Source organism: Leptotrichia sp. oral taxon 417 (genome assembly GCF_013394865.1).
In the GTDB taxonomy this organism is placed as follows: Bacteria; Fusobacteriota; Fusobacteriia; order Fusobacteriales; family Leptotrichiaceae; genus Leptotrichia; species Leptotrichia wadei_A.
The window spans coordinates 69,424-84,112 of the sequence record NZ_JABXYV010000001.1 but is presented as its reverse complement, the minus strand read 5'-3'; the positions used below and the strand labels follow the sequence as shown (position 1 = coordinate 84,112).

The 14,689-nt window shown below is 31.6% G+C and carries 12 protein-coding genes; 2 read left to right on the top strand and 10 right to left on the bottom strand.

Translation table 11 applies throughout. The features are described 5' to 3' along the window. Positions 1–45: 45 nt before the first annotated feature. The 9 genes from HW276_RS00370 to HW276_RS00330 form a co-directional block, all read right to left on the bottom strand. Positions 46–1,635, bottom strand: a complete 1,590-nt coding sequence (locus HW276_RS00370; protein WP_178936984.1) for a peptide ABC transporter substrate-binding protein — start codon at positions 1,633–1,635, stop codon at positions 46–48. Positions 1,636–1,786: 151 nt separating this feature from the next. Then, the gene (locus HW276_RS00365; protein WP_178936983.1) at positions 1,787–3,376 is read right to left on the bottom strand and encodes an ABC transporter substrate-binding protein; all 1,590 of its coding nucleotides are present in this window, start codon (positions 3,374–3,376) and stop codon (positions 1,787–1,789) included. Between the two features lie 49 nt (positions 3,377–3,425). Further along, positions 3,426–5,027 carry a peptide ABC transporter substrate-binding protein gene (locus HW276_RS00360; protein ID WP_178936982.1) on the bottom strand — a complete coding sequence of 534 codons (1,602 nt, stop codon included), beginning with the start codon at positions 5,025–5,027 and terminating at the stop codon, positions 3,426–3,428. Between the two features lie 65 nt (positions 5,028–5,092). Further along, entirely contained in the window at positions 5,093–6,043 is a 951-nt protein-coding gene (locus tag HW276_RS00355; protein ID WP_178936981.1) for an ABC transporter ATP-binding protein, read from the bottom strand. Beyond that, positions 6,043–7,080, bottom strand: a complete 1,038-nt coding sequence (locus HW276_RS00350) for an ABC transporter ATP-binding protein (RefSeq protein ID WP_147002667.1) — start codon at positions 7,078–7,080, stop codon at positions 6,043–6,045. The genes HW276_RS00355 and HW276_RS00350 overlap by 1 nt, the downstream gene beginning before the upstream one ends. 364 nt (positions 7,081–7,444) lie before the next feature. Then, entirely contained in the window at positions 7,445–8,410 is a 966-nt protein-coding gene (locus HW276_RS11930; protein WP_178936980.1) for an ABC transporter permease, read from the bottom strand. Next, on the bottom strand, positions 8,410–9,390 hold the full coding sequence (locus HW276_RS00340; RefSeq protein ID WP_147002665.1) for an ABC transporter permease: 981 nt from the start codon (positions 9,388–9,390) through the stop codon (positions 8,410–8,412). The genes HW276_RS11930 and HW276_RS00340 overlap by 1 nt, the downstream gene beginning before the upstream one ends. 306 nt (positions 9,391–9,696) lie before the next feature. Then, positions 9,697–10,584: a hypothetical protein gene (locus tag HW276_RS00335; RefSeq protein WP_178936979.1), complete on the bottom strand. Its 888-nt coding sequence runs from the start codon at positions 10,582–10,584 to the stop codon at positions 9,697–9,699. 16 nt (positions 10,585–10,600) lie between these two features. Beyond that, positions 10,601–12,238: a S16 family serine protease gene (locus tag HW276_RS00330; RefSeq protein WP_178936978.1), complete on the bottom strand. Its 1,638-nt coding sequence runs from the start codon at positions 12,236–12,238 to the stop codon at positions 10,601–10,603. Positions 12,239–12,443: 205 nt separating this feature from the next. On the opposite strand from HW276_RS00330, the gene HW276_RS00325 reads away from it, so the two are divergent. After that, complete coding sequence (locus HW276_RS00325; protein WP_197735155.1) at positions 12,444–12,818, top strand: metalloregulator ArsR/SmtB family transcription factor; 375 nt, start codon at positions 12,444–12,446, stop codon at positions 12,816–12,818. A gap of 196 nt (positions 12,819–13,014) precedes the next feature. Further along, on the top strand, positions 13,015–13,533 hold the full coding sequence (gene tpx, locus HW276_RS00320) for a thiol peroxidase (protein ID WP_178936977.1): 519 nt from the start codon (positions 13,015–13,017) through the stop codon (positions 13,531–13,533). A gap of 279 nt (positions 13,534–13,812) precedes the next feature. Here the strand turns inward: tpx and HW276_RS00315 are convergent, their stop codons facing one another. Further along, a complete protein-coding gene (locus tag HW276_RS00315; protein WP_178936976.1) occupies positions 13,813–14,580 on the bottom strand; it encodes a hypothetical protein in 768 nt (255 codons plus the stop codon). Between the last annotated feature and the right edge of the window lie 109 nt (positions 14,581–14,689).

Below are 14,689 nucleotides of genomic sequence, written 5' to 3'. Positions count from 1 at the left end.
CCTACGACTTCTTGCTATCTTTTTGTTAAAGAATTTTTCCAGCCACTATTTCAATGACAAGTTTCCGAAATAATATTCTCCACCAATTGGTGTAAATTCAAGCCCTTTTACTTTTTTATCAACAAGATATTGTTTTTCTCTGTGGAAAAGCACACCTACTGGTAAATCTTGCGCAATTATTCCTTCAATTTTTACAAGTGCAGGAATTCTTACATTTTGATCGGCTGTGCTTCTAACAGTTTTAACTAGCGCATCATATTCAGGGTTTTTATACGAACCATTATTATTTCCGCCAGTTGATTCAAATAAATCTAAATATGTAATTGCATCAGGATAATCTCCAGACCATCCAGCAAATACCATATCAAAGTCCTTTTGAGACATTCTTGAAAATCTTTCCTGAGCAGTCATTATTTCCAGATCCAGTTGAATATTCAAATTTTTTCTCAATTGTTCTTGAATATATTCGGCAATAACCTTATTATTTCCACTTTCATTAATCAGCATAGACATTTTTGGAAAACTAGCCTGTCCAGCTTCCTTTAATCCTTCAGCTAATAATTTTTTAGCTTCTTGAGGATTATATCCAAGTGTTGATGTAGGAACAAATTCTGTAAAGTCTTTTCCATCTTTTCCAGTTATTCCAATTCCTTTTGGAACAAATGTTTTTGCCGCAGTTCCATATCCGTTTAATACATTATTTATTAGTCCTTCTCTGTCAATTGCCATAAGAAGCGCTTTTCTTACTTTCAAGTTTGCCAAAGTCTTGTTGTTAAAATTAAATAGCAAATACCATACTGAACCATCATTTTTTGAAACCATTTTTGGATTGTCCTTAAATCCTTTTGCCTGTTCAGATGTAATTGAAGTTACATCTACTTCCTTGTTATTAAATGCATTTAATGCAGAATTATTATCAGGAATTATTTTATAGACAATATTTTCAACTTTTACATTATCCGCATCCCAGTAATTAGGATTTTTCTTAAACACTATTTCTGAGCCATGTGTCCATTTTTCCATTGTATACGCTCCAGAAGACATAGTTTTATTAGCTTCTGTAAAGTAGCTGTCACCTGTTTTATCAAAGAACTTCTGATTTAACGGCATATATGTCTTAAATGCAACTAAACTGTCAAAATACGGAACAGGAGCTTCCAATTCCACTTCCAAAGTTTTGTCATCAATAACCTTTATTCCGACTTTTTCAGCTGAAACTGCCTTTTTATTATATTTTTCAGCATTTTTTATCGGATAAAGCATATACGAATACTGTGAAGCAGTTTGAGGATCTAATGCACGTAACCATCCATTTTTAAAGTCTTGCGCTGTAATTGGATCTCCATTGCTCCATTTTATTCCATCTCTTAAATGAAATGTCCATTTTAGCCCATCAGCTGATTTATCCCAGCTTTTCGCAAGTCCTGCCACAAACGTACCATCTTTTCCTCTTTTAGTAAGTCCTTCGGTTATCAGGTCATCAACCGTTCCTCCTAAAACATCCGTTGAAAGCTGTGGATCAATGGATTTTGGCTCGTCCGTCAAATTCAACGTAAACGTTTTTCCGCTTCCACCATTCTTTCCACAGGAAATGGCAAAAATTAACATTGCCAATAAAATTATTATCTTTTTCATAACAACTTCCCTTCCTCTATAAAAAATTTTTTTTTTGAATAGATATGTTCGATAACCTAAGTTTTTTTATCTATACAAGGGGTCAAGACCCCTTGCTTCAAGATATTTATTTTATTAAATTCTAAGTTTGTATAGTTATCGAACAGGTCTATTATTTTATATAAGTATTATCCAGCACAAAGTCTTTTCCTATTGGGCTAAACACAATATTATGAACTCTTGGATTTAACAGCTTAGTATTTTGTCTATAGTAAAGCAATCCCACAGGCATATCTTCAGCAATTATTTTTTCCATCTCAATCATGTCTTTTACTCTTTCTTGCTGGTTTCCAGAACTTTTAACTTTTTTAACAAGCTCATCATAACGTGGATTTGAATAATCTGAATAGTTATTTCCATCCTTTGTCAAGAATCTGTCTAAATAAGTTATAGCATCGTTATAATCTCCATTATATCCAGCTAGAGCAATTTCATAATCTCTATGTTGCATTTTATCCAATCTTGATTGGAATGTCATTCCTTCAATATTAATATTTACTCCTAAGTTTATTCTCAAACTTTCCTGAATATATTCAGAAATAACTTTATTATTTCCAGAATCATTAAAAATCATTGTCAATTCAGGTAATTTTTGTAATCCTAGCTCCTTTAATCCTTCGGCTAGTAATTGTTTTGCCTTTTGCGGATTATAAGCCGGGAAAATTTTTCCTGCTTCTTCAGAAAAGTCTTTTGAAACACCGATTATTCCAACACCTTTTGTTGTATAAGTATATGCAGCTTCTCCTGTATTGTCAAGCACATCTGTAATCAATTTTTCCCTATCTACAGCAAGCGACAATGCCTGTCTAATTTTTTTGTTCGCAAGCACTTTATTTTTCATATTGTATGTCATATACCATACTGAACCATCTTTTGTAAGAATTTTACGTTTATCATTTTTAAATTCCTTCGCTTGTTCTATTGAAATATTTGTAGAATCAATTTCTTTATTTTTAAAGGCATTTACACTGGCAGATGGATCATTTATAAATAACATTTTTACATATTTTAATTTAATATTATCCTTGTTCCAGTAATTTTCATTTTTTTCAAATACAATTTCAGAATCCCTTGTCCAAGATTTTATTACATAAACACCAGATGAAATCGAAGTTTCAGGAGATGTCATATATTTATCTCCCACTTTTTCATAGAACTTTTTATTTAGTGGAGCATAAGTTTGAATTCTTACAATTGAATCAAAATATGTAAGAGGATTGTTTAATGTTACTTGCAATGTGTAATCATCAATAACTTTTATCCCCAATTGATTTTCATCTTTAATTTTTCCCGCATTAAATTGTTCAGCATTTTTTATATAAAACAATTTATCTGCATATTCTCCAGCTGTCTTAGGATCTAGTGCTCTAACCCAACCATCTCTAAAGTCCTTTGCTGTAATCGGATCCCCGTTACTCCATTTCGCATTTTTTCTCAAATGGAATGTCCAGACTGTTGAATCTGCATTATGTTCCCATTTTTCAGCCACTCCAGGAAGAGATTTTCCATCATCCGACTGTCTTGTCAATGTTTCAGTAACAAGCGAATCCACAAATTCTCCAGTAGAATCATTTGCAAGTTGCGGATCATAAGATTTCCCCTCCTCCTTCAAATTAAGTTTCAATGTTTCAGAATCGTTGCTTTTTCCACATGAAATCACAAAAGCCAGCAATATTGTAAATATCAATAATATTTTTTTCATATTTACATCCATCCTTTCTTTTGTCAAATAAATTTGACAAAATTAAAAATTATTTTGTTATAGATGCGTTATAAAAGTCGATAGAATCTCCAACTGAACGTATTACAACTCCCTTTAATTTAGGATTTATCAAATAAACTCCCACTTCATAATAAAGTGTTGAATATGTAAAGTTATCTGCTAATAATTTTTCCGCTTTTTTCATCGCATCCATTCTAGTTTTATTATCTTGATTAACTTTAGCCAAGTCAACTAATCTGTCATACTCAGGATTTGAATATTTAGCAAAGTTAATATCCTTTGCCTTTGAATGGAAAATTTCCAAATAAGTCATAGGGTCTGCATAATCAGGTCCCCAAGCATATCTTACAATTTCAAAGTCTCCAGCTTTTGCACGTGCAATTCTTTCTTTTTTAGTAAGAACTTCCACATCCACATCAATTCCCAATTTATCCTTCCATTGAGATTGGTAAAATTCAGCTTCCTTTTTACCAGTTCCATTTTCATCTACCAAAAGATGTAGTTTAACTTGTGCAAGCGTCATTTTAAGTTCCTTCAGCCCTTCATCAAACAACTGCTTTGCATTAACTTTTGCAAATCCAGCAAATAAGTCTCCAGCTTCTTCCCTAAAGTCGCCTTTTTCCCCAGCTGTTCCATTTGAAACAATTCCAGAACCTACAATTCCAGCTCCATTTAAAATACTGCTTACAAGTTCTTTTCTATCAATTGCAAGAGATAATGCCTCTCTTACCTTTTGATTTTTCAACACAGGATTTGAAGTGTTAAATCCTAAATAGTAAACTCTTCCATTAGGGAATTTGTGCAATTCAGGTTTTCCTTCATAATTTGCCATTTTTTCCACAGAAATTTTTGTCAAATCCAATTCTCTATTTTCAAAAAGGTTTGTAGCGGCTTCAAAGTCAGTTACAATTAAACCTGTAAGTGTATCAATTTTTATATTTTTAGCATTCCAGTAGTTAGGATTCTTTTTCATGACAACTTTGTTGTTGTGTACCCATTTTTCCATTATAAACGGTCCATTATAGATAGACTTGTTAGCTTCAGTTGCATATCCATCTCCGTTGGCAGCCAATGCTTTTTCATTAACTGGAAAATAAATTGGCATAATTAACGTTTTTAAGAAGAATGGTGCAGGTTGTGACAATGTAAATTCAAGTGTGTAGTCATCCTTTGCCTTTATCCCAACTTTTCCAAAATCCTTTAATTTTCCAGTATTATAATCTTCCGCATTTTCAATATAATAGGCAAGAAATGCGTATTCAGAGGCTGTTTTTGGTTCAATTCCTCTTTTTATACCGTTGTAATAGTCTTTAGCTGTAACTGGATCTCCATTTGACCATTTCATCCCTTGTCTAATTTTAAATGTCCATACTTTCCCATCGTCTGATTTAGTCCAGCTTTCAGCTCCGGCAGGAATAATTTCATTTTTTTCATTCAATCTTACAAGACTTTCATAAGTCATACTTGTTACAAAAAGTCCGCTCATATCAGTCAAAATTTGCGGATCTAACGAAGTCGGCTCAGCTTCCATATTAAATGATACTGAATTTCCCGAGCCTTTTCCCCCTTTTCCACAAGAAACAATAAACATTGATAACATTAAGCAAAGTATTAAAAAAGTTTTTTTCATATCTCAACAATTCCTTTCCATCAATAAATTTTTATAAAAATTATTTTAAAAATATTCAAATTTTACTAAATTAGCCCCTTTTCCTTTAAAAAAGAAGTTTCTACAAAATGTCCAGGTCTATATTCTGTTAATTCAGGCGTTTCAGGAATAACCTCTATTTCAGACACATCTCCCATCGGACTTCTCAAATATGATTCATCCATATCAATTTTCTTTGTCTTTTTATAATCAGGATCTGCTATTGGCACAGCTGAAATAAGTGATTTTGTGTAGCTGTGAACAGGATCGCCGTAAACAGCTTCAGGAGTTCCCAGTTCAACCACTTTTCCACGATACATAACTGCCACCCTGTCTGAAATATATTTTACCATCGACAAGTCATGGGCAATAAATAACAATGTCAAGTTTCTTTCCCTTTGCAAATCCTTTAATAAATTTACAACTTGAGCCTGAATCGACACATCCAGAGCTGAAATCGGCTCATCACACACAAGCACTTCAGGATCAACCGCAAGCGCTCTTGCAATCCCAATTCTCTGTCTTTGCCCACCTGAAAATTCATGTGGAAAACGGCTTGCATGTTCCCTGTTTAATCCAACAATTTCCAACAATTTATAGACTTTTTCCATTCTTTCCTGCTTTGAGCTTGCCAGCTTATGAAGATCAATTCCTTCGGCAATAATATCTCCAACAGTCATTCTCGGATTAAGCGAAGCCTGCGGATCTTGAAATATCATCTGAACTTTTTTTGTAAATTCTTTTCTTCCATATTCTTCCACTGGCTTTCCATTAAACAAAATATCTCCATTTGTCTTTGCATAAAGTCTGCTGACAGTTCTTCCAAGCGTTGTCTTTCCAGACCCTGACTCTCCCACAAGACTTAAAATTTCACCCTTGTAAATATCCATTGTGACATTTTCCACAGCCTTTAGAACTTGTCTTTTTTTCATTGGAAAATATTTTTTCAAGTTTTTCATTTCTATTAATTTTTCTTTTTTATTTTCATTCGATGCCATTATTTCCCCTCCGTTCCTTTGTTTTCTTCTTCCGATTCAAAAGGAGATTTTATTTTTGGAGCACCCTTTACATATAGCCACGATTTTACAAAGTGCCCATTTCCCAAATCAATTAACGGAGGTTTTCTTTCATAGTCAATTTTCATCGCATATTCAGAACGTGCCGCAAATGGATCTCCCACAGGTGGATTAAGCAAATCTGGAGGTGTCCCCGGAATTGAAGCCAATTTTTCTCCAATTTTCATATCCAGTCTTGGCAGTGATTTTAAAAGTCCCCAAGTATATGGATGTTTTGGATTTTTAAACAGTTCCCTTACAGGAGCTTCCTCCAATTTTTCTCCAGCATACATAACAACTACCCTATCGGCAGTTTCAGCAACCACACCTAAATCATGCGTTATAAGTATTACTGCAATATTCAGTTCTTTCTTCAATTCATTTATCAAATCTAGAATCTGTGCCTGAATCGTAACATCCAAAGCTGTTGTCGGCTCATCACAAATTAGCAGGTCTGGCTCACACGAAAGAGCAATCGCAATAACAGCCCTTTGCCGCATTCCTCCAGAAAATTCATGCGGATACTGATGAAATCTTTCTTCAGGTTTAGGAATTCCAACTTTTCTAAGCATTTCAACTGCTTTTTGCTTTGCCTCTTCCCTTGTTACTTTTTTATGAATCAAAATCCCTTCCATAATTTGCTTTCCAACTTTAATAGTCGGATTAAGCGATGTCATAGGATCTTGAAATATCATTCCAATTTTTCTTCCACGAAGTTCACGCATTCTCTCAAGAGGAGCTTTTACCAAATCTTCCCCATCAAAAAGAATTTCTCCATTTTTAATTTCTCCTGGAGGCATCGGTATCAATCTCATAATCGTCTGCACAGTAACTGATTTCCCTGAACCAGACTCCCCAACGATTGCAAGCGTTTCTCCACGATCCACAGAAAAGCTGATTCCCCTAAGAGCCTGCACTTCCCCAGCATACGTATTAAAAGAAACACTCAAGTCCTTCACTTCTAATAATTTTTTTCCCATTCTCTAATCCTCTCTGTATTAATATGGATTGTTTTTACATAACTCTTATAACTAAATACTTTTTCTTTATTAATTATATTTATTTTTAATTTATTTAACTTTTCTATTTAATTATTAAAGCAAAATTTCGTTAAAGGAAAAATAACTGTTTGAGATTTTGAAACATATTTTGAATTATATACGATTATTCGTATTAAAATAACTTATATTCAAAATCGAGTTTTATTTTTTCTTTATAAGAAAGTTTTGCGTAAAGCGGGGATGCAAGGGTATGGCGTTTGATACCCTTGCTTAAATAAACTAAAATAAATGAAATTAAGAAAAATAATATTAAATTTATAGAATAGTAAATTTTATAAAATTTTTAATCTCTTAGTTTTGGATTCAATGCATCATTTAAAGCATCTCCGACAATATTAAATGCCAATGTAATCAATGAAATTACAACTGACGGAATAACGAATAAATATGGATATGAAGTCATATTTACAAATCCATCAAATACCAAGTTTCCTAATGAAGCCTGCGGAATTGGTACTCCAAGCCCGATGAAACTTAAAAATGCTTCTGTAAAGATAATATTTGGTATATCTGTTGTAAGTCTTATTATTATTACACTTAACGTATTTGGAATCAAATGCTTTAAAGTTATCCACAAGAAATTTCCACCAAGCGATTTTGAAGCCAATACAAATTCATTTTCCTTGATTTTCAAAACTTCTCCACGTACAAGCAGCGAATAATTCAGCCATCTTGTAAGTGACATTGCAATAATTATTGTCTTTACACTATTTCCCATAACAACCATTAATAAAATTATATAAATCATTGATGGGATAATTAGTAAAATTTCTACAATTCTAGTCATAATTGTATCAATAATTCCGCCGAAGTATGCCGAAACAGCCCCATAAATTGTTCCAAAAATAACGCAAATAGCAGCTGTTATTATTGATAATTCCATTGAAATTCTTATCCCTTGCGAAAGTCTTGCAAACAAGTCACGTCCCAAATTATCTGTTCCCAAATAATGACCTTTTGTAATTCCCTTTGAAGGGCTTAAAAATTTTTCTGATAAATCTTGGGCTCTGTAGGAATATTTTGTCAAATGCTGCCCAAAAATTGCTAAGAACAAAAAGATAATTGTTATACCTAAAAATGTCAGAGCCAATTTATTTTTCTTAAATCTTCTCCATCCATCCTGCCAAAATGTTAAACTTGGTTTGTAGATTTCTTCACTTTGAGTGGTATCTGGACCTACGATTTTAAAATCTTCAGGTGTTGGTATATAATCATTTTCAGTTACAACTTTCTCTATATTTTCTGCCACTACACTTCATCTCCTTTTCCAAGTTTAATTTTAGGATCAACTAAAACATAAATAATATCCACAAGTATCATCATTATAATCAGGAATATTGCATAAAACACAGTAACTCCAAGCACCATTGTATAATCCCTGTCATTAATACTGTCTACAAAATATTTTCCTAATCCTGGAATTGAAAACATCTTTTCAATTACAAATGAACCTGTCAAAACTGCCGCAATTGTTGGTCCCATTATTGTAATAATCGGTAAAATCGCATTTCTTAAAGCGTGCTTAAATACAATGTTTTTAGGTTTTACACCTTTTGCAACAGCCAGCCTTATATAATCCTGTCCCATTACCTCAATCATCTTATCCCTTAACAAACGTGCAATTAATGCAACCGTATAAAGTCCAAGAGCCACAACTGGTAGTATCTTTTTCTCTGGGCTATCCCATCCAGATAAACGGATTCTAAAAAATTCCGGCAAAAATCCATTGTCAATTAAAAATCCATTATGTATATCAACGAAGTACTTCTGCATAAGTCCCGCCAGTACAAAGCTTGGCACCGATATTCCAATTATCGCCACAATCATAGCCAGCCTGTCCTGATATTTCCCCCTTTTAAGGGCTGCAATAATTCCAAGCGGAATACCCAAAACTAATGCAAATATAATAGATCTGGCTCCTAAATCAGCCGATGTAAGAAAACTCTGGTTAATTACATCGTTAACAGTTCTCCCCCGAACTTTCATGGATGATCCTAAATCCCCCTTTGCTATATTTTTTAAGTATTCAACATATTGTTCCCCAAGCGGACGGTCTAAATGGTATTTTGCCATCAAGTTTTCCTTTACTTTAGGCGGAATTGCTTTTTCACTTTGAAACGGGTCACCAGGTAACATATGTATCAGAAAGAATGTAATCGTAATAACTAGCCACAATGTTACAAGTCCCATTGCAATTCTCTTAACTAAAAATTTTAAAATATTTTTCATACTCGCTTCCTTTCACTAAAATTTTATATATCTATATTATATCTTATATTCAGTCATATTTGCAAGCAATTTTGTCCATAAAAATATTTTTTTACTATTAATTCTATTTATGAACAAACAATAATTCCCTAAATATAATATATTTACTAATATTGAAATTTCGTAAAAAACAAAAAAGCAGCCTAAACAAAATTTAAACTGCCCAATTTAATTTTTGCAAACTTATGCTATTGCCCATTAAAGCAATGGATTTATTATAAAAAAATAAATAAAATATAATTTCTATTTTTCAAATGGAATTTAGTATTAGTTTTTATAAGTATCACAACGATTTAGCCAGCCTTGCAGCCATTTTTTTTCATTACTGTCAGGACCGGCATTTTTCACACGTCTTTCAAGCACAGCTTTTGCAGAGTTGCTAAATTCTTCAAGAGCGGCTTTTCCGCTTCCTGTTCCCTTCATATTTTCCAAGACTTGAAGAAGACCCCATCCTTCTCCATTATAGGTTTCTGTTCTCGTTATTCCTTCCCCCTTGAAATTGACATAGTCAATCAGAGGATAAAGTCCGTTTGGCGACTGTGCAACACGGTAAAACTGTTTTTTTACATTTTCTGGATTATCTGAAATTGCCATCATCTTTTCCAAAGAGTTTTCCAATCTTTCAAAAATGAATGCAACTTGAATATCTTTCGTATTATACAGAAAATTAGTCAATTCAATAATATCATTATCCATAATTCTTTTCAATCTAAAAAGCTCATCACTATTTGCCCAAGGAGAATATTCATTTTCCTCAATAATTTTAGGCAATTTTATATCATGAGCCCTGTAATAAGCCACAAGCTGTGGAAAACTTTCAGCAAATTTTCCCCTTTGTCCTGCTCTATACCATATAAAATGTCCAATTCCAAGTGATGGAAAATCCTCTCCGGTATTCCAGTAAACAATATTCTCTTTTTTACCTCCAGCTTCATTTTTAAAAATCCTGTCAGCAACAGCATTTAATTCAGCCTTTGAAATTTTAAGTCCGGCTTTTTTCCCAATAGCACTAGCATTGTCATTAACTGTATCCACATCTGCAGCCTCTGGCTTTGAAGGCGATTTATCTGGACTTTTACCAGACATTCCGAAAGATGCAACTGAAATTACCATAATACTAGCCCAAATTAATAACTTACATTTATTTTTTCTCATAAAATTTTCTCCTTTTTTATAAATTTTTTTCTTCTTCACATGTTAAAAAAAGTTTTGAATAAATTTGTTCATAATTTTCCACAAATTCTATTTTTATTTTATCAATTATATCTTTTCCTATAAAATTTACACAATCTTCATTTTCTTTTGGAACAAAGAATTTTCTTATTCCAGATTTATAAGCCCCTTCGATTTTTTTTGCCACTCCTCCAACAGGCAATATCTCCCCCAAAATCGTAATTTCTCCAGTAAAAGCCATATCCTGCCTTAATTCTATCCGATTTAATGCTGAAAGGATGCACGTTGTAATAGCGATTCCAGCGGAAGGCCCATCCTTTTGAACAGCATTTTCATTAAAATGTACGTGAATATCATTTTCCTTGTAAAAGTTAGGATTTTTTAGATGATATTCTTCAGTTTTTGTTCTCAAATATGTAATTGCCACATTTATTCCCTCTTTCATAACTTCTGAAAGATTTCCAGTTATTATAATTTTTCCATCTCCTGGCATAACAGCCGTTTGAATTGGCATAATTCTTCCTCCCAGCGAAGTTACCCCCATTCCCATCACTTCTCCTATTTTTGACTTTTCAGTGTTCACTTTTAATGAAATACTGGGATTTTTGTCTGCACAAATGAGAGAATCTATGTTTTCCAAAGTTACATTTACTTTTTTCTTTTTTTCCAGCCATTCTTTAGCAATTCTTCCGTAAATTTTCATCAAAATTGTCTTTAATTTTCTAACTCCAGCTTCGTTTGTATAATTTTGTATCACATATTTTAAAATATCATCACTAAAGAATAATTTTGAACCTATTTTTTTATTTATGCTTGGAACTATATAATTTTTGGCAATTTCAACTTTTTGTTCCAAATTATAATCCTCTAAATAAATAATTTCCATTCTACTTTTTAATGGCTCTGAAACTTCGCTTAAATCATTAGCTGTTGCTAAAAACATTACATTTGATAAATCATACTCCAACTCTAAAAATTCATCCCTAAATCTTTTATTTTGATCTGGATCCAAAATTTCGAGTAAAACTCCCTCAATATCTCCCTCCGATTTTTTCTGATTAACCTTATCTATTTCATCTAATAAAATTAAAGGATCATCACATCCAAATTTTGCCAAAGTTTTTATAATTCTTCCAGGAGCAGCTGAAGTATATCCTTTTGTAAGCCCTGTTAATTCAAATGTCGTAGATACACCACTCATAGAAATTTTTTCAAATTTTTTTCCTAATGCTTCGGCTATTGCTTCAGCTATTGAAGTCTTACCTGTTCCAGCCGAACCTGCTAAGCACAGTATAATTGGGGTTTTATTATCATTTTTTTTCATAAAGTGCCGCATTGCCAAAGATTCCAAAATAGTTTCTTTTACTTTTTCCATTCCATAATGTCTTTCATTCAAAATATTCCGTATTTTAGAAATATCAATTTTTTTTTCTTTTAAAGTTCTCTTCCAGTCAAGCTGATTAATAATATCAAGACATTTTTTTATTTTTATCACATAATTGTCTATTGAATCTTCATTTTTACCATAATGTTCCATGTATTCCTTTATTTTAGACTTGTTTTCTTCACTTGTATTCAGTTCTTCCACATCTTCAATTTCTAATATTTGCTTTTTAATATCACTTTTTCCAGCCATAGCTTCGCTCCTAAAATTCAAAATTTTCAAACTTATGCATAACGTATGAATTGTACAAAACTTTGTTATATTATAACATTCTTTTAGTAGTTTTTCACTTCTTTTACCTTAGAGTATCAAAGAAAAATTATGTGAATTGTTTACTTTCACGTTATTTCAATATGTGATATAATATTAACGTATATTTTAAAACTTGGGAGAGAAAATGGCTAAAATAATGGAAGAAGAAAATGAAAATTGTGAAATAAAAGTTATACATAAAGATATTGTGGAAAAAGTGGAAAAGACAATGCCAGAAGAAGAAGTTGTACACGATTTGTCAGATTTTTTCAAAATATTGGGAGATACAACCAGAATGAAAATTTTAAGCGCTTTGTTTCAAGAGGAAATGTGCGTTTGTGATATTGCATATCTTTTAAAAATGACACAATCCGCTATTTCACATCAATTGCGAGTATTAAAGCAAGGAAGATTTGTAAAATATAGAAAAGAAGGGAAAGTAGTGTATTATTCGCTGGAAGATGAGCATATAAAACATATTGTCGAGCAAGGAATGACACATATTCTGGAAAAAAGATAATTAATTATTATTGTGTAAAAATCAGTTTTTTAAAATTAGTTTATTGTCAAGGCAAATGCAACAAAAAAGTAAAAAAAATAATTATTATTTGAAAACCAAATAATTTTTCTGTACAAATAATTTTAAATATGTTATAATTATAAAAAATAGATAATTGTAAATACAAAAGAAAGAACTAAAATAAAGGAGCAGAAAAATGACAGAAATAAAAAATAAAGTAACATTCAAGGGAAATCCTATAACTCTTACAGGAAATGAAGTAAAAGCTGGACAGGTAGCACCCGATTTTACAGTTTTATCACCAGAACTAAAGGAAGTAAAATTAAGCGACTATAAGGGAAAAGTTGTTGTAATTGCAGTATTTCCATCAGTTGATACTGGAGTATGTGCATTACAGCTGGCTAGATTTAATCAAGAAGCCGCAAGTTTTGGAGATGATGTACAGCTGCTTACAATTTCGGCTGACTTGCCATTTGCACTTGGAAGATACTGTGCAGACAAAGGAATTGCAAATGCCCTAACAGCTTCAGATCACAAAGATTTAGACTTTGGAACAAAATATGGATTTGTAATAAAAGAACTAAGATTGTTAGCCAGAGGAGTTGTCATTGTTGACAAAAATGGAATTATTCAATATGTAGAATATGTTCCAGAAATTGGAGAACAGCCAGATTATGAAAGAGCATTGAAAGTAATAAAAGAATTAACTGTATAGGGTGTGTAAAAACAGGATGATAAAACTACCATCCTGTACCATATATTATATTTTGAGTTTACACAAAATTCTGTACACTCTCTTCAAAACAAAAAATAACCGCTGTCTTTTACAACAACGATTATTTAAAAATTTTTCTAGTCTTTTACATTTTGCACTGGATTTTCAGATAATTTTTGGTTTTCAATTTTTTTATCAAGTATTTTCTGATTATCTTTTTGTACAACATCAACTACTGGCTGCGGTTGATGTATCGTAACCTAATTTTTGTAAACATTTTTAAAAGCATTTACAATTTATATAAGTCCTTAAGTATATTCCAGAATTCTCAAAATAAGAATTTTTTAAAACAATAAGTATATTTTTATCTTTTTGTTTTTTTTTCAGCAATATATCTTCTATAAGTTTGTTAGCCATTAATCCAACTTCTTGATAGTCTATTCCTTGGACAAAATTGTAGGAGTTATTAAAAATTAATACATACTCTTTTTTATTTGAAAAATTGATATTTTTATCTATTCTTTTTATAAATTCGTCTGCTAATTCATTTTGTTTTAAATCCATAATAAAAATATTTTTATTTTCTTCTAATTTAAATATTTTATCTTCATTTGACATATCGTCTCTTATAATCTTGCTATTAAAAATTTTTGTCATATTATCAAATACAAGATAAATTTCCAAATTTAATTTATTGCTCCACCATTGCATAAGTGCTATTAAGTATTGATAGCTAATCCCCCTATCTATTTCACTCATAATTAATTTTGAATTATCGTAAATTATTACAACATTTGCTTCTTTGTCTCCAAATAATTTTTTTACTATATGTTCAGATTCCATAGCAGCATCTCTAAAAGAATACCAATCATACCCGTATAAATGTTTATAATCATATATAATATCAATTTCATCCATTATTGCTATACAAAAATCATTTATATTTTTTATTTTTTCACTATCTAATTCTATAACCCATTTACCTTCTAAATTTTTATACAATTTTTTTTGTTGTTCCTGATTTATTATGGTTAAACTACTCCCCATTATTGCTACCCTTCTTTCTTTGTTACTTAGTATTTATTTGTTCAGGTTTAATTTCTTTAAAAGTCTTATAATGATCATCTGTATAATATGTATTATCTCACAACATTTG